This is a genomic window from Hoeflea sp. 108 (assembly GCF_000372965.1).
Classification (GTDB): domain Bacteria; phylum Pseudomonadota; class Alphaproteobacteria; order Rhizobiales; family Rhizobiaceae; genus Aminobacter.
The window spans coordinates 4067471-4082238 of the sequence record NZ_KB890024.1; the positions used below are offsets into that span (position 1 = coordinate 4067471).

General features: G+C 64.6%; 18 protein-coding genes. 4 read left to right on the top strand and 14 right to left on the bottom strand.

What is annotated here, in order from left to right; all coding sequences use genetic code 11:
• Positions 1-131: 131 nt before the first annotated feature.
• From prmC to B015_RS0120105, 4 genes are all read right to left on the bottom strand, one after another.
• Positions 132-992 (bottom strand): peptide chain release factor N(5)-glutamine methyltransferase, encoded by an 861-nt coding sequence (gene prmC / locus B015_RS0120090; protein WP_018429532.1) that lies wholly within the window; start codon positions 990-992, stop codon positions 132-134.
• Positions 985-2064: a peptide chain release factor 1 gene (prfA, locus tag B015_RS0120095; protein WP_018429533.1), complete on the bottom strand. Its 1080-nt coding sequence runs from the start codon at positions 2062-2064 to the stop codon at positions 985-987. The genes prmC and prfA overlap by 8 nt, the downstream gene beginning before the upstream one ends.
• Entirely contained in the window at positions 2061-4334 is a 2274-nt protein-coding gene (gene ptsP, locus B015_RS0120100) for a phosphoenolpyruvate--protein phosphotransferase (RefSeq protein ID WP_026227525.1), read from the bottom strand. Before ptsP ends, prfA begins: the two co-directional genes overlap by 4 nt.
• Before the next feature lie 79 nt (positions 4335-4413).
• Complete coding sequence (locus tag B015_RS0120105; protein WP_018429535.1) at positions 4414-5688, bottom strand: aspartate kinase; 1275 nt, start codon at positions 5686-5688, stop codon at positions 4414-4416.
• Positions 5689-5741: 53 nt separating this feature from the next.
• Here B015_RS0120105 and B015_RS33365 point away from each other — a divergent pair, with 53 nt between their 5' ends.
• The 3 genes from B015_RS33365 (at position 5742) to B015_RS0120120 (ending at position 7545) form a co-directional block, all read left to right on the top strand.
• On the top strand, positions 5742-6227 hold the full coding sequence (locus tag B015_RS33365; RefSeq protein ID WP_157632789.1) for an antibiotic biosynthesis monooxygenase: 486 nt from the start codon (positions 5742-5744) through the stop codon (positions 6225-6227).
• 155 nt (positions 6228-6382) lie between these two features.
• Positions 6383-7129 (top strand): bifunctional 2-polyprenyl-6-hydroxyphenol methylase/3-demethylubiquinol 3-O-methyltransferase UbiG, encoded by a 747-nt coding sequence (gene ubiG, locus B015_RS0120115; RefSeq protein ID WP_018429537.1) that lies wholly within the window; start codon positions 6383-6385, stop codon positions 7127-7129.
• A gap of 74 nt (positions 7130-7203) precedes the next feature.
• The gene (locus tag B015_RS0120120) at positions 7204-7545 is read left to right on the top strand and encodes an MmcQ/YjbR family DNA-binding protein (protein WP_018429538.1); all 342 of its coding nucleotides are present in this window, start codon (positions 7204-7206) and stop codon (positions 7543-7545) included.
• Positions 7546-7661: 116 nt separating this feature from the next.
• Here B015_RS0120120 and B015_RS0120125 read toward each other — a convergent pair whose 3' ends face one another.
• The 5 genes from B015_RS0120125 to B015_RS0120145 are packed head-to-tail and all read right to left on the bottom strand — an operon-like array spanning position 7662 to position 10502.
• Entirely contained in the window at positions 7662-8084 is a 423-nt protein-coding gene (locus B015_RS0120125) for a hypothetical protein (protein ID WP_018429539.1), read from the bottom strand.
• Positions 8085-8122: 38 nt separating this feature from the next.
• Positions 8123-8548: a DUF1178 family protein gene (locus B015_RS0120130; protein ID WP_018429540.1), complete on the bottom strand. Its 426-nt coding sequence runs from the start codon at positions 8546-8548 to the stop codon at positions 8123-8125.
• Positions 8545-9411: a carbon-nitrogen hydrolase family protein gene (locus B015_RS0120135; RefSeq protein WP_018429541.1), complete on the bottom strand. Its 867-nt coding sequence runs from the start codon at positions 9409-9411 to the stop codon at positions 8545-8547. Before B015_RS0120135 ends, B015_RS0120130 begins: the two co-directional genes overlap by 4 nt.
• Positions 9412-9420: 9 nt before the next feature.
• A complete protein-coding gene (grxC, locus tag B015_RS0120140) occupies positions 9421-9690 on the bottom strand; it encodes a glutaredoxin 3 (RefSeq protein WP_018429542.1) in 270 nt (89 codons plus the stop codon).
• A 26-nt stretch (positions 9691-9716) separates the two neighbouring features.
• The gene (locus B015_RS0120145) at positions 9717-10502 is read right to left on the bottom strand and encodes a ComF family protein (RefSeq protein ID WP_026227527.1); all 786 of its coding nucleotides are present in this window, start codon (positions 10500-10502) and stop codon (positions 9717-9719) included.
• Positions 10503-10647: 145 nt separating this feature from the next.
• On the opposite strand from B015_RS0120145, the gene B015_RS0120150 reads away from it, so the two are divergent.
• Positions 10648-11520, top strand: a complete 873-nt coding sequence (locus tag B015_RS0120150; RefSeq protein WP_018429544.1) for a methyltransferase domain-containing protein — start codon at positions 10648-10650, stop codon at positions 11518-11520.
• 1 nt (position 11521) lies between these two features.
• Here the strand turns inward: B015_RS0120150 and B015_RS0120155 are convergent, their stop codons facing one another.
• The 5 genes from B015_RS0120155 to argJ all read right to left on the bottom strand — a co-directional run bounded on the left by B015_RS0120155 (position 11522) and on the right by argJ (position 14665).
• Positions 11522-11695 (bottom strand): Flp family type IVb pilin, encoded by a 174-nt coding sequence (locus tag B015_RS0120155; RefSeq protein ID WP_018429545.1) that lies wholly within the window; start codon positions 11693-11695, stop codon positions 11522-11524.
• A 111-nt stretch (positions 11696-11806) separates the two neighbouring features.
• Positions 11807-12124: a hypothetical protein gene (locus B015_RS0120160; RefSeq protein ID WP_018429546.1), complete on the bottom strand. Its 318-nt coding sequence runs from the start codon at positions 12122-12124 to the stop codon at positions 11807-11809.
• 109 nt (positions 12125-12233) lie between these two features.
• A complete protein-coding gene (gene mutT / locus B015_RS0120165; RefSeq protein ID WP_040456964.1) occupies positions 12234-12626 on the bottom strand; it encodes an 8-oxo-dGTP diphosphatase MutT in 393 nt (130 codons plus the stop codon).
• 22 nt (positions 12627-12648) lie between these two features.
• Complete coding sequence (locus B015_RS0120170; protein WP_018429548.1) at positions 12649-13443, bottom strand: GNAT family N-acetyltransferase; 795 nt, start codon at positions 13441-13443, stop codon at positions 12649-12651.
• Positions 13424-14665, bottom strand: a complete 1242-nt coding sequence (gene argJ / locus B015_RS0120175) for a bifunctional glutamate N-acetyltransferase/amino-acid acetyltransferase ArgJ (RefSeq protein WP_018429549.1) — start codon at positions 14663-14665, stop codon at positions 13424-13426. The genes B015_RS0120170 and argJ overlap by 20 nt, the downstream gene beginning before the upstream one ends.
• Between the last annotated feature and the right edge of the window lie 103 nt (positions 14666-14768).

A 14768-nucleotide genomic window follows, 5' to 3' on the forward strand; every position in this document is an offset into this window, starting at 1 on the left:
TCCTAGGGAAACCGAACGTTTACAGTACTGCCTGCTTCGTCTCATCCGGTTGCCGGAACCTAGCGGCATTCACTTTCCTTGCCAAGCGGTTTTTTGCGCTGCCGAAAAGGCCCGGACATCCCGTCCGCAAGTCACTTTCCGAACACGAGCGCACGGTCGTTTCCACCCAGATCCTTATGCTGGGTGATCAACCTGTAGCCGGCTTGCTCGAATAGCTCGGTCACGTCGCGCCGCTGGTCATGTCCTATTTCCAGACCGACGAGCCCACCTTGTTCGAGGTGGGGCGCGGCGTCCGATGCTATGGCTCTGTATGCTCCGAGACCGTCCGGGCCGCCGTCCAGCGCGCGCCGCGGATCAAAGTTGCGAACCTCGTCCTGCAAATCCTCGATCTCTGATGAGGCAATATAGGGTGGATTTGAGACGATTAAATGGTAGCGGCCAGTAATTTCCGCGAACCAGTCGGATTTTTTTGCCGAAAAACGGTTCGAAACCCCAAGGTCGGCGGCATTGGCCGCAGCGGTTGCCAGCGCGTCGTCGGAGACATCGACGCCGGTTGCCACCGCAAGCGGCTCCTGTACCAGGAAGGAAAGCGCGATTGCGCCGGTGCCGGTGCCGAGGTCGAGGATGCGGCAGGTGCCCACGCGCGCAGCCGTCTCGCGCACAAAAGGCAGGACGGCGTCGACCAGCGTTTCTGTGTCGGGGCGCGGTTCGAGCGTCTCGGTCGAGAGACCTAGCCGCATGCCATAGAACTCGCGGAAACCAAGGATGCGGTGCACCGGTTCGCCCGATATACGACGGTCGAGCGCGGCCTCGATCTCGGCCAACTGCGTGACGATCCGGTCGGGCGTGGAAATCGCGTCCGTGCGCGTGGTGCCGGAGAAATGCTCGACGATCAGCCGGGCGTCGAATGCGGCGTCCGTTATGCCAGCACCCGCAAGCCGCGCCCGCGCATGGCGCAGCAACTCACCGAGCGGCCGTGCCGCCTCAGGCATCCGAGCCCATGTCGGCCAGGAGCTTCGACTGGTGGTCGGATATCAGCGCATCGACGACCTCGTCGAGTTCGCCCATCATGACGCGGTCGAGCTTGTAGAGCGTCAGGTTGATGCGGTGGTCGGTCAGCCGCCCTTGCGGGAAATTGTAGGTGCGGATGCGCTCGGAACGATCGCCCGAGCCGACCTGCGACTTGCGCGACGACGAACGCTCCTCGTCGGCGCGGCTGCGCTCCATGTCGTAGAGGCGGGCGCGCAGGATCTGCATGGCCCGCGCCCGGTTCTGGTGCTGCGACTTCTCGGCCTGCACCACCATGATGCCGGTGGGCAGGTGGGTGATGCGCACGGCAGAGTCTGTGGTGTTGACGTGCTGCCCGCCCGAACCCGAGGCGCGCATGGTGTCGATGCGGATATCTTCGGCACGGATTTCGATGTCGACTTCCTCGGCCTCCGGCAACACGGCGACGGTTGCGGCTGACGTGTGGATGCGACCGCTGCCCTCGGTTGCCGGCACGCGCTGGACGCGGTGCACGCCCGATTCAAATTTCAGATGCGCGAACACGCCCTTGCCGGAGACGCCGGCGATGATTTCCTTGAAGCCGCCGGCATCGCCGTCGCTGGCCGAGACCACCTCGAAGCGCCAGCCGCGCGAGGCGGCGTAGCGTTCGTACATGCGGTAGAGGTCGCCGGCAAAAAGGGCCGCCTCGTCGCCGCCGGTGCCGGCGCGGATTTCGAGGATGGCGTTCTTGTCGTCGGCAGCGTCCTTGGGCAGCAGCAGGATCTGGATGTCGTGCTGCAGTTGCTCGATTCGTTCCTCGACCTCGGGCTTGTCCGTTTCGGCAAGCGCCCGCATCTCGGCGTCAGTGCTCTTGTCATTGAGCATGACGTCGAGGTCGGCCAGCTCCTGCTCGGCGCCGCGCAGGGCGCGGATCTTGCCGACGAGGTCCTGGAGGTCGGAATATTCGGACGCCATCTTCACATAGGCGTCAGGGTCGGGGCCGGCAGCCATCTGGGCTTCGAGCATGTCGAAGCGCTTGACGACTTGGTCCATTCGGTCGCGAGGCAGGCTGATCATAGGGGTATGGAACGGTCGTCCGCAAAGGCCTGGAGCAACGCGCGCATCGGCAGGTTGGCCGCAGGTCCGGAAAGATTATCGTCGAGGAACGACTTGAGTTCCCCAAGCGGGAGTTCGGTGAGCATCGCCTTGACCGGGCCGATGGAGGCCGGCGACATGGAAATGGAGCGGAACCCGAGGCCGAGCAGGGCCATGGCCGAAATCGGCTTGCCGGCGAGTTCGCCGCACAGCGTGACGGGCGTGTGGTTGCGCACGCCTGCGTCCGCAATCTGCTTGAGCACCCGCATGAACGGCACCGACAGTGGGTCGAAGCGGTCGGCGAGCTGGGTGTTGCCGCGGTCGGCAGCCATGACGAACTGGAACAGATCATTGGAGCCGACCGAGACGAAGTCGACCGTCTGCATCAGCTCGTCGAGCTGCCACAGCAGCGCCGGCACCTCGATCATGGCGCCGAGCTTCAGGCTGGTCGGCAGATGGTGGGCGAAGCGCGACAGGTGGCGCACCTCGCGGTCGATGATTTCGCGCGCCTGGGCGATCTCCGAGAGTTCGGTGACCATCGGCAGCATGACCTTGAGCTCACGCCCGCCGGCAGCCTTGAGCAGCGCGCGGACCTGGGTGCGCAGCAGGCCGGGACGGTCGAGCGTCAGGCGGATGGCGCGCCAGCCGAGCGCGGGGTTCTCTTCTTCCTGCGCCGAGCCCTTGAAATAGGGCAGCACCTTGTCGCCGCCGATATCGATGGTGCGGAAGGTGACGGGACGGCCCTTGGCCGTGTCGAGCACGTCGCGATAGAGCTTCTCCTGCGCTTCGGCGCGCGGGAAGGTCGACGCCACCATGAACTGCAGCTCGGTGCGGAACAGGCCGATGCCGGCGGCACCCGCTTCGGCAAGCTGCGGCAGGTCGACGGCGAGGCCGGCATTCATCAACAGGTCGACCTTGATGCCGTCCCTGGTCTGCGACGGCTTCTTGCGCAGCTCGCGGTAGAGCTCCTGCCTGCGGGCACGGAAACGCACCTTCTCGGCATAGGCAGCTTCGAGGTCGGGCTGAGGTCTGAGATGGATCGTCCCCTCATCGCCGTCGACGATGATCGGATCGCCGTTTTCCGACATGGAAACGGCACCCTTCATCTGGCCGGCGACGGGAATGCCCATGGCGCGCGCCACGATGACCACGTGGCTGGTAGGCGCGCCTTCCTCAAGGATAAGGCCGCGCAGGCGGTCACGCGGATAGTCGAGCAGTTCGGCAGCCCCCATCGAGCGGGCGACGATGATGGCATCCTTGGGAAGCGAGGCGGCGATGGTCTCGGGGCCGCGGCCCATGAGCTGGCGCAGCAGACGGTTGGCGAGATCGTCGAAATCGCTCATCCGCTCGCGCAGATAGGGGTCGGTCATGTGCAGCATGCGCGCGCGCATATCGCTCTGCACCTTCTCGACCGCTGCTTCCGCCGTCAGGCCGTTGCGGATCGCCTCTTCAAGGCGGCGCACCCAGCCGCGATCGTTGGCAAACATCCGGTAGGCTTCGAGAACCTCGCGATGCTCGCCCTCGAAGGCGACGTCGCGGCGCGACAGCATGTCGTCAATGGAGAGCCGGAGCGAACCGAGCGAATCCTCGAGCCGGCGCAGTTCCTCGTCGCTGTCCTCGTTGAACAGATTGGTGACGACGATGCGCGGCTCGTGCAGCACGACATGGCCGAGGCCGACACCTTCGTTGAAGGAACTGCCGGTGAACGACGCTGGGCGCGTCAGATCGAGTTCGAGGCCGGGTCGGCTGAGCCGGGCGATGTCGCCGGACGCGATCATCTCGGCAATGACCATCGCGGTGGTTTCGAGCGCCTCGACCTCGTCGTCGCGATAGTGGCGCATGGTCTTGTTTTGCACGACCAGAACGCCAAGCGTGCGCCCTGCTCTGAGCACCGGCACGCCGAGGAAGGAGTGATAAATCTCCTCACCCGTTTCCGGCAGGTAAGCGAAAGCAGGGTGTTCCTGCGCGTTGGACAGGTTGAGCGCACGCGCGCTCGCAGCGATGGTACCGACCAGACCCTGTCCGAGACGCAGCTGGGCCAGGTGAACCGCATTGGGGTTCAGACCGACGGTGGCATAGAGTTCGAGGACGGAGTCGGCGCGAAGCACGTAGAGCGAGCAGACTTCGGCCACCATGTTGGCGGCAATATCGCGCACGATCCTGTCGAGCCGTTCCTGTGGCTCGAGGGGCTCCGCCATCAACTCGCGGAGCCGTTTCAGAAGCACGCGAGGCCCTGCGGCCATGTCACGCATCATTCACCGTCTCCAATGCTTTGGAACCGGCGCGGCACATGCTGCACGCCGGCAACGCGGTGACGCTCGATTCCTTGTACTACTGCTTATCGAGACCGTAGACGGAATGCAAAGTCCGAACAGCAAGTTCGGTGTACGGGCCGTCGATCAATATCGAAATCTTGATCTCGGAGGTCGTGATGGCGCGGATGTTGATGCCCTTGGAGGCGAGCGCCTGGAAAGCAGTTGCCGCAACGCCCGCATGGCTGCGCATGCCGACGCCGATGACCGACACCTTGGACATGCCCTCGTCGTGCTGGACAGCGTCATAGCCGATGTCGGGGCGGATCTTCTCGAGCACGGCCAGCGCCTTGGTGACGTCGCCCGACGGCACCGTAAAGGTCATGTCGGTGAACTTGCCGTCCTCGGAGATGTTCTGGACGATCATGTCGACGTTGATGTTGGCCTCAGCCAGTGGTCCGAAGATGCCGCCTGCCACGCCCGGCCGGTCGGCGACCCGGCGCAGCGAAACCTGGGCTTCGTCCTTGGCGTAGGCGATTCCGGTGACGACCTGCTGTTCCACGATTTCATCCTCGTCACAAATGAGAGTACCAGGCGGGTTGAGGAAATCGCCCATGCCGGGCGCATCCGGATCCTCGAAGGAAGAGCGCACGAAGGTGCGGACCTTGTGCACCATGGCGAGTTCGACCGAACGCACCTGCAATACCTTGGCACCAAGCGAGGCCATCTCAAGCATTTCCTCGAAGGAAATCTTGGACAGCCGGCGCGCCTTGGGCTCGATGCGCGGATCGGTGGTGTAGACGCCGTCGACATCGGTGTAGATGTCGCAGCGGTCAGCCTTCACGGCAGCGGCAATCGCCACAGCACTGGTGTCGGAGCCGCCGCGGCCGAGCGTGGCGATGCGGTTGTCGGGCGCGATACCCTGGAAGCCGGCGATGACGGCGACCTGGCCTTCCTGGAAGCGCTTGATCAGGAACGAGCCATCGATGTCGAGGATACGAGCCGCGCCATGCGCGCCGTCGGTCTTGATCGGGATCTGCCAGCCCTGCCAGGAGCGGGCGTTGACGCCGATCGACTGCAGGGCGATCGCCAGCAGGCCCGATGTCACCTGTTCGCCCGAGGCGACGATGGCATCGTATTCGCGCGCGTCGAAGAACGGGCTGTTGGCGCCGGTTGCCTTGGGCATGCCCTGCACCCAGCCGACGAGCTCGTTGGTCTTGCCCGACATGGCCGAAACCACGACGGCGACCTCATGGCCGGCATCGACCTCGCGTTTGACGTGCCGCGCCACGTTGTGGATGCGGTCAAGGTCGGCGACGGACGTCCCGCCGAACTTCATCACGATGCGCGCCATGGAAGCGAAATGCCCTTGCCTATGCGCCGACCCCTGGAAAGGCCGGAAAATGAATGAAAACACCGCAAGATGGTGCGGTGCAGAATGCGCGGCCTCAATATCCAAAACACGCGGTTTCCGCAAGGACGCCTTGCCAGACAAATCACCGCGCCTGCTTTGCCGGCGTGCAAACTCTCCTGACAGCTTTTGTCACGCAATCATGCGATGAACGACGCCTGCCCGTCTCAATCAGGAGTATGGACATGAGCGAAGCATTGGAAATCGTCAGATTCAGACTGAAGCCTGGCAAGGAGGCTGGCTTTGCCGCAGCGAACGCGGAGGTCAGCGAGTGGCTGAAGCGGCAGCCCGGTTTTGTTGGCCGCCAGCTTGCCGTCAATGGCGACGGCAACTGGATAGACCTTGTGCGCTGGCAAAGCCGTGCGCAGGCGATTGCCGCTGCCGACCGATTGCTGGGCGAAATCGGCGACTGCGCGGCGATGCAGGCGATAGACCCCGCCAGCATCGACATGTCGCACGCGGCTGTCGCCGTCACGGCCTGAAGAGCGAACCCAGCGGAAAATCCGGATCGACGGGCCGCCGGCAGACCATCTGCCGGCGGTTTCAGCAAGGCTCCGAGAACGGGCCGCGCCGAAAACTTGCCTTGACAATCCGGGCCCAAGACCCGACTTCCTTGCGCTCGAAGGAGACCACAGCAATGCCAGATCCCCGCCCATCGACAATCGATGCCGGAGAAGTCGAGCGGTTCTCGGCGCTCTCAGCCGAATGGTGGAACCCGAACGGCAAGTTCCGCCCGCTGCACAAGTTCAATCCCGTGCGCCTGGGCTATATCCGCGACCAGGTCGCCCAGCGCTTCGGCCGCGACACTCATGCGGCACGCCCCTTCGAGGGCCTGCGCATTCTCGATATCGGCTGCGGCGGCGGCCTTTTGTGCGAGCCGATGTCGCGCCTCGGCGCGGACGTGGTCGGCGCCGACGCCTCGGTGACCAATATCGAGGTGGCGAAGCTGCACGCGGCTGAATCTGGCGTGAAGGTGGACTACCGAGCCACGACAGCCGAAGACCTTGCGGATGCGGGCGAAAAATTCGACGTCATCCTCAACATGGAGGTGGTCGAGCACGTCGCCGACGTCGAGCTGTTCGTGAAGAAGTGTGGCGAGATGGTGAAGCCCGGCGGCATCATGTTCGTCGCCACCATCAACCGTACCTTCAAGGCGCTGGGACTTGCCATTGTCGGCGCCGAATATGTGTTGCGCTGGCTGCCGCGCGGCACCCACCAGTATGGCAAGCTGGTCCGCCCCGAGGAGCTGGACAAGGCACTTGTCGGCGCCGGCCTTTCGACCATCGACCGCACCGGCGTGATCTACAATCCGCTGGCCGACCGCTGGCAGAAATCGCGCGACATGGACGTCAACTACATGGTGCTGGCCGAAAAGGCCGCCTGACCGCTTGAGAACTGCCTCAAACTTGCGCCGCCCGCCGCGATCTCGCAGCATGACGGGATCGAGGAGGCACAGCCATGACAGCTGAGGATGTCAGACGGATCGCCCTGGAACTGCCCGGGGCGACCGAGAAATCGCATTTCGACAAGCCCGACTTCCGCGTCCGCGACCGCGTCTTCGCCACGCTGCCCGAGGACGGCAATGCCGTGATCAAGCTGACGCGCGACCAGCAGGAGATGATGTGCACGGCCGAGCCGGCAATCTTTCAGCCGGTGGACGGCGGCTGGGGCAAGCAGGGCTGGACCCGCTTGATCCTGGCCGCGACAGACGAGAAGACGCTGCGCAGCGCGCTCGTCGCAGCCTGGCGCAACACGGCGCCGATCACATTGCGCAAGGCGTTCGATCTGGCGGGTGGGTGAGGTTGCAAGTTCTCGGCGCTAGCTGGGCTCTTCTGTAGCGGACCTTGGGTGGCGAGACGCGACGCCAGTCCCTGCGGATCGATTGCTGATGCTCTGCATCGGACGGCGCACAGGCTTCAGCGCCGCCATCCGTCCGGATAGGCGCGGGCAAGGTGGTACTCGTTCTGCTCGTCGGTATAACCGAGCAACCTGCCCTCCAGCCATTCCAGCTGGCGGCACCAGGCTCCCCGATGCAGCAGTTCGAGCAACATCAAATAGGCCTCGACGCGCCATTCCTCGCCGGGCAAAGCATAAAAATAGTAGTCGATTTCGGCCTCGCCCGTAGCGTGCCGGACAGTCCTGACATGCTCCGACATGGTTCCCCTTGCTACATGAGTCTCAAAGCCCTGACCGGCCAGCGCATCACACTTGTCGAACCCCTCGACGCGTTCGTGTGCGAATACGGCGAAGGGCTTCGCGCCCGCCAGCATCATCTCGAGTTCGCGGTTGGTGTGAAGGGGATAGGGATAATCCGCCATGCGGTGCGTCTGGGCTTCCAATGCCACCTCCAGCGAAATGGAAGCCCTTGGCCCCCCAATCAATTCCGGTCGTCGGGAAAAACCGGCAGCGGCATGAATTCGATGCCGTCTTCGGCGAGGCCCCTTGCCTCGTCGAGCGTTGCAGCACCGTAGATGCCGCGGGCTTCGGTCTCGCCGAAATGAATCTTGCGCGCCTCCTCGGCAAACTTGTCGCCGACATTCTCGGCGTTCTGGCGCACCTTTTCGGACAGCTCCTTGAGGGCCGCCACCGCCTTGCGCTGTTCGTCGCCCAGAGCGAGTGCGATCTTTTCCTGCTTGCGCGAAGTCGAGACCGCAGGCGCCATCAGCGCCTTTTCGACCTTCTGCGAACCACATTCCGGGCAAGAGACGAAGCCGCGCTTGAGCTGGGTCTCGAAGTCGTCGTTGCTGCGGAACCATCCTTCGAAGTCATGTGCATGGTCGCAATGAAGGGAAAAGCGGATCAAGATGCGGCGCCTCTCAAAGCCCCCTCACCTGCCTGACGGAGCGCCACGCCGAACTCGCGCGCGTTCTTGAGATTGGGGATCTTCTTGCGCGCATCGGAGGAATGGCGCGTGTCGATCTCGGCAATGATGACACCGGGTTCGTCATGCGCGGCCTCGGCGAGGATGCGCCCCCAGGGATCGATGATCAGCGAATGGCCGAAGGTCTCGCGGCCATCCTCGTGCTTGCCGCCCTGGGCGGAGGCTATGACGAAAGCGCCGTTTTCGATGGCCCGTGCGCGCAGCAGCACATGCCAATGGGCAAGGCCGGTCTGGCGGGTGAAGGCGGCAGGAGCAGTCAGCACTTCGGCGCCGGCCAGCGCCTCGGCGCGGAACAGCTGCGGGAAGCGCAGATCGTAGCAGATGGCGAAGCCGAACTTGCCAAGTGCCGTGTCGGCAACGACGGCTTCCCTGCCTGGCTCATAGGCCGAGGATTCACGCCAGCTCTCGCCATTGTCGAGATCGACGTCGAACATGTGGATCTTGTCGTAGACGGCGACCGTCGCACCGTCAGGACCGAACAGGAAGGCGCGGTTGGCGAGCTTGCCGTCGGCACGCACGATCGCGGTCGAGCCGACATGGAGATGGATGCCAAGTTCGGCCGCAAGCTTGCGGCCCGAGGCGACGACGAGGTCCTTGTCCTCCGACGTGAACGCCGCGGCACGGGCATCCTTGTCGCCGACGATGGCGCCTGTCATCTCCGGCGTCTGGACATAGGTCGCACCCTGGCCTGCTGCCTCGCGCACCAGCGCTTCGAAATCGCGGACATTACGCGCCGGCTCCTTGCCGGAACGCATCTGAACCGCAGCCGCCTTGAAAATCGTCATCGTTCGTCCTCAGCCTAGCGAACCGGTTGCAAGAAGTCCGTCGAGACGGCCCTCTGCGTCGAGATCGTGCAGGTCGTCGCAACCGCCGACATGCACATTGCCCACGAAAATCTGCGGAAAGGTCGCCCGCCCCTTGGCGCGCGTCACCATTTCCTGCCGAAGCTCGGGCGAGAAGCTAGCGTCATGTTCGGTGAATGCAACGCCCTTCCGTTCGAGAAGGCGCTTTGCCGCCGTGCAGTAGCCGCACATCATGCGGGTATAGATGGTGACGTCGACCATGGCAGAACCCTGTTGTCCTTGGTCGACTATATAGTGTCCTGATCGTCGGGCCGGAAGTCCCCAGGCAGGACGCGGGCAAACGTCAGCACGTCGACGGCACTCGCCCCGCTTTTCTTCAAAGCCCGTGTCACTGCGGCCACCGTAGCGCCCGTCGTGTAGACGTCGTCGACGAGCAGCACCCGCCGCCCCCTGACGTCGATCTCGGCCTCGGAGGGAACGACAAAGGCAGCGCGCACGTTGTCTTCACGCTCGCGGTGCCCGAGACCGACCTGCTGGCGCGTGCGCCTGATCCGGCGGACCGCAGTCGGCGCGAACGGCAGGCCGGCAAGCTTGGCGACGTTGCGGGCGAGTTCCGCCGACTGGTTGAACTGCCGCCACAGAAAGCGGCGCCAGTGCAGCGGCACCGGCACGACGACTTCGGCATCGGCGACGAGTTCAGCGCCTGAGCGCACCATCCAGCGCGCCATCCACGGCCCGAGATCGGTGCGGTCGTGGAATTTGAGGCCCTGGACCATGCGACGTGCGACGCCGGTATAGGCGACCGCCGCACGGGCGCGGGCGAAGGGCGGCGGGTTGGCGATAGCCTCGGCGGAGAGGAAGCCGACACCGAAATCATGAGCAAAAGGCGTTCCCATGACCTCGCACCACGGCTTTTCGAGGAAACGCAGGCTGGGCCAACAGGCGCCGCACAACGCGCCGGGCTGGATGACCTGGCGACGGCAGCCGGCACAGACCGGCGGAAACAGCATCCGCGCCGGCCAGGCAGCGACAGCGTGGGCGAGGCTCTTGATCTCCGGCATAGGATCGGCCACTTCACCTGCAATGCCGCGCCTCGATGCAAGGGCGCGACAGCTGAATTTGCGCATGATCCCATCCGAAAGTCGATTCCGGCTCCGGAGGCATGCGCGGCAGTCCGGTCGGCCATGACGGCAAACCGGCAACGAAGGACGACAGCACGTGCAAGCCATCTTCGACGCCAGTCTCGTGATCGCGCACCGCCGACGGGCGCTGGCGCACCCTGTTGCCGGTGCCGACTTCCTGGTGGCGCGCGCGGCGGAAGACCTCGCCGACAGGCTGGCGACCGTCGAGCGCAAGTTCGAGCATGGGGCCGCGATCTTCGGCGTCAGCCCGGCGGCGACGGCCGTTCTGGCCGCAAGTGGCAAGGTGGCGGACGTGCAGCGCGTCGAGGCGGACGCGGCGTTTCTCGGCGGCGGCCCGGGCGTAATTTCCGATCCTGAGACGATTGCGCTCGAACCGGCGAGCATCGATCTGGCGGTTTCGCTGCTGGCGCTGCAGGAAGCCAACGACATTCCCGGCCAGCTGATCCAGATCCGGCGTGCGCTGAAACCGGACGGGCTGTTTCTCGGTGTCCTGGCCGGCGCGGGCACACTCGTGGAGCTGCGCGAGAGCCTGCTTGCGGCAGAAACCGAACTGACCGGCGGTGCGAGCCCGCGCGTCATCCCCTTCACCGATGTGCGCGATGCCGGCGGCCTGCTGCAGAGGGCGGGGTTTGCCCTGCCTGTCGCCGATGTCGAGACGGTGACTGTGCGCTACGACACCATGTTTGGGCTGATGGCCGATCTCCGGGCAATGGGGGCGACCAGCGCGCTCGCCGACCGGCCGCGCAGGCCCTCGACACGGCGGCTGTTCCATCGGGCGGCTGAGATCTATGCCGAGCGCTTTTCCGACCCCGACGGACGGGTGCGGGCGAGCTTTTCCTTCGTGTGGCTTTCGGGCTGGGCGCCCGACCCGTCGCAGCAGAAGCCGCTCAAGCCCGGATCGGCGCAGGTGTCGCTCGCCAAGGCGCTGAGCGAAGACGGGAACAAGTGACCTAGTACTTGTTCAGACCCTTCTGGATTTCCCCGTTGTTGTCGCCCCAAAGCGCCTGGAGCTGATCGGCCAGCTGCGAAAAGCTGCCGACGATCGCCAGACCGATCAGGCTTGCGATCAAGCCATATTCGATGGCCGTAGCACCGCGCTCGTCTTTCAGGAATCGCCAGATCATCGGTCGCGTCCACCCGTCTCGTTGCTATTGGACCATAGCGGCCACTGATTAAGGAAGGTTAACGACACAGGCTTAACGGGCGATGAAGGCCATCTGTCCGATTCAAGAAGCCTAGCCGCACTGGCCGGAACGCCTGCCGTTTTCGTAGATGACGCACAGCGCCTGCGGCGACTGCTGGAGGACGCTGCGGCGCAAGGTATAGTTCGACGAACGGGCAATCGCGCCTGTGGCGGTGAAGTCGAGGCCGTCGAAGCGGGCCTGGCCGATCTGCGGCCGCGTCCTGCCCTCGAGCAGCGGCGTGACGATGAGCGCCATTGCAACGGCGACAAAGCCGAACAGCAAGGTGACGCGCAGGATGCCGGCAGTCGCCCTGACCGCAGTGGACTGGCGCTCGGGCCGGATCAGATCCCACTCCTCATCGGCCTGCATCGGCAAAGTCCCCGCGAAAGAATGTCGACGCGCAGCCGAGACAAGCGGCCACGCTTCAATTTTTCACGATTGGATAAACTTTGCCTTAACGCTGGCTAATATGCCGGTTTCACAGCAGGTCGATCAGGAACGGGATCAGCGGTTCGTCGGCCGGCGGCATCGGATAGTCGCGCATCTGCTTGGGCCTGACCCACTTCAACGCCTGCCCTTCCCTGGGCTCGGGCGTGCCGGTGAAACGCCGGCAGACATAGAGCGGCATCAGCAGATGAAAGTCGTCATAGCTGTGGCTGGCAAAGGTCAGCGGTGCGAGGCAGGCGGCCTTGGTCTCGATGCCGATCTCTTCGTGCAATTCACGGATGATCGTCTCTTCGGGCGTCTCGCCCGGTTCAACCTTGCCACCGGGAAATTCCCACAGGCCAGCGAGCTGCTTGCCCTCGGGACGCTGCGCCAGCAGCACGCGGCCGTCGGTATCAACGAGCGCGCAGGCGGCGACCAGCAGCATGCGTTTTGGCTTGTCAGACACTTCAGGCCTCCGGCGGGCGGCGATAGTGATAGCGATAGACTTCCTTGAAGCCCATCTTGGTGTAGAGGCGCAGCGCTTCCGCGTTGGAAGCCTCGACCTGCAGCCAGGCCTGGCGGGCGCCGCGCAGACGGGCCCATTTCAGCGCCGACAGGATGAGTCTGCGGCCAAAACCCTTGCCGCGCTCGGCCTCTGTCGTGGCGATCTCGAACAAGCCGGCCAGATCGTTGTCGTGCACGCAGATGGCCGACGTCACCGGCTGTTCGTTCTGCTCGAGCACGAACATGCCGGCTTCCGGCTGGATGGCGCCGATGATCTCGGACAGGCCGGGACGGAGCGATGCATCAAGGCCGTGGACCGCCATCGAGGCCGTGACGAAGCGGCCGATGTCCTTGAGCGGGATCTGGTCCATGGCGCCGTCGACAAGACCGTCGTCGAGCGACAGGCGCATCACCATGGATTCGGCAAATACGCTCCAGCGCTCGCGGTCGAGATGGGCAGCGATCATCGGCCCCGACAAAGGCGACATGCGGAAGGTCAGCGGCCGGCCATAGGCCTCGAAGCGCCTGGCGGCGCGCGCAATGCGGTCGGGAATGTTGCGGATGTCGGCCGGATCGAGCGGATTGACGGAGTTGAGCCGCTTGGCCGGGTGGCCTGCCGTCAGCCGCACAAGCCAGGTGCCGTCATAGTGGACGGCCGCCGCCGGCCAGGCGCGGAAGCCCGCCGCCTCGTAGCGGCGGACGATCGCCAGTTCGTGCGACGGGTGGTTCTGGTTCACGTCAGCTCCGGTAGTCGCCATTGATGGCGACATATTCCTTGGTCAGGTCGCAGGTCCACACGGTCGCCTTGCCACGGCCGATACCGATGTCGGCACGGATGACGACGTTGTCGCCCTTCATATAGGCCGATGTCGCCTCTTCCGAATAGTTCGTGTCGCGCTCGCCATTGTGGGCGAGGCGGTTGTCGCCGAACCAGATCGACAGCAGATCGCGGTCGGCCGGCTCGCCGGCCTTGCCGACGGCCATGACGACGCGGCCCCAATTGGCATCCTCGCCGGCTACGGCGGTCTTGACCAGCGGCGAATTGGCTATGGACAGCGCAATGCGCTTGGCCGAGCGTGCCGACTTGGCGCCGGTAACGGTAACTTCGATCTGCTTGCGCGCGCCTTCGCCGTCGCGCACCACCTGGATGGCGAGAGTCTTCAGCATCTTGTTGAGCGCCCGGCGGAAAGCGCCGAGGCGCGCATCCTTGGGATCGGTGATCTTGGGCGCGCCGCGCTTGGCCGCAGCCCCGGTGGCAAACAGCATCAGCGTGTCGGAGGTCGAGGTGTCGCTGTCGACGGTGACCGCATTGAAGGTCTTGGCGGTGCCGCGCGACAGCATGTCCTGCAGCACCTCTGCCGCGATCGGCGCGTCGGTGGCGACGAAGGACAGCATGGTCGCCATGTCGGGCGCGATCATGCCGGCGCCCTTGGCGATGCCGTTGATGGTGACGTCGGCATCGCCAAGCTTGACGGTTGCGGTGACCACTTTGGGATAGGTGTCGGTGGTCATGATCGCCTTGGCGGCCTCGGTCCACTGGTCAGGCCTGGCATCCTTGACCATGCCCGACAGCAGGTGGCTGAACTTGCCGGCATCGAGCGGCTCGCCGATGACGCCGGTGGAAGCGAGGAAGACATCACCTGGGGTGCAGCCGGCGGCCTTTGCCGCGGCCTGGCCGGTCAGCGAGGTCGTTTCGCGGCCCTTCTTGCCGGTGAAGGCATTGGCGTTGCCGGAATTGACCACCAGGATGCGGGCCTTGCCGCCCGCGAGGTTCTGGCGGCAGAAGTCGACAGGCGCCGACGGGCACTTGGAGCGGGTGAAGACGCCGGCAGCAGCAGTGCCCTCGTCGAACACCATGGCCAGCACGTCGGTGCGGCCCTTGTACTTGATCCCCGCCTCGGCAGTGGCGATGCGCACGCCTTCGATGGCGGGCATCTTGGGGTATTTCTTGGGGGCGAGCGGGGAAACGGCTGTCGACATCAGGGAACCTCTGCGGGCTCGGGAAACGGTTGAGATCGGCACCGTTTGCCCGATAGCGCGAGGCTTCGCAAGGCGTTTTGCCTCACGAAGACGTGGTCCAAGC

Bases quoted from the DNA above. Each gene is read 5' to 3' on its own strand.
- prfA (WP_018429533.1), bottom strand. From the start codon at position 2,064: ATGATCAGCCTGCCTCGCGACCGAATGGACCAAGTCGTCAAGCGCTTC.
- argJ (WP_018429549.1), bottom strand. From the start codon at position 14,665: ATGTCGACAGCCGTTTCCCCGCTCGCCCCCAAGAAATACCCCAAGATG.
- B015_RS0120135 (WP_018429541.1), bottom strand. From the start codon at position 9,411: ATGACGATTTTCAAGGCGGCTGCGGTTCAGATGCGTTCCGGCAAGGAG.
- ptsP (WP_026227525.1), bottom strand. From the start codon at position 4,334: ATGCGTGACATGGCCGCAGGGCCTCGCGTGCTTCTGAAACGGCTCCGC.
- B015_RS0120160 (WP_018429546.1), bottom strand. From the start codon at position 12,124: ATGCAGGCCGATGAGGAGTGGGATCTGATCCGGCCCGAGCGCCAGTCC.
- B015_RS0120105 (WP_018429535.1), bottom strand. From the start codon at position 5,688: ATGGCGCGCATCGTGATGAAGTTCGGCGGGACGTCCGTCGCCGACCTT.
- mutT (WP_040456964.1), bottom strand. From the start codon at position 12,626: ATGCTGCTGGTCGCCGCCTGCGCGCTCGTTGATACCGACGGCCGCGTG.
- B015_RS0120170 (WP_018429548.1), bottom strand. From the start codon at position 13,443: ATGGCGACTACCGGAGCTGACGTGAACCAGAACCACCCGTCGCACGAA.
- B015_RS0120120 (WP_018429538.1), top strand. From the start codon at position 7,204: ATGACAGCTGAGGATGTCAGACGGATCGCCCTGGAACTGCCCGGGGCG.
- B015_RS0120155 (WP_018429545.1), bottom strand. From the start codon at position 11,695: ATGATCTGGCGATTCCTGAAAGACGAGCGCGGTGCTACGGCCATCGAA.
- grxC (WP_018429542.1), bottom strand. From the start codon at position 9,690: ATGGTCGACGTCACCATCTATACCCGCATGATGTGCGGCTACTGCACG.
- B015_RS33365 (WP_157632789.1), top strand. From the start codon at position 5,742: ATGAAAACACCGCAAGATGGTGCGGTGCAGAATGCGCGGCCTCAATAT.
- prmC (WP_018429532.1), bottom strand. From the start codon at position 992: ATGCCTGAGGCGGCACGGCCGCTCGGTGAGTTGCTGCGCCATGCGCGG.
- ubiG (WP_018429537.1), top strand. From the start codon at position 6,383: ATGCCAGATCCCCGCCCATCGACAATCGATGCCGGAGAAGTCGAGCGG.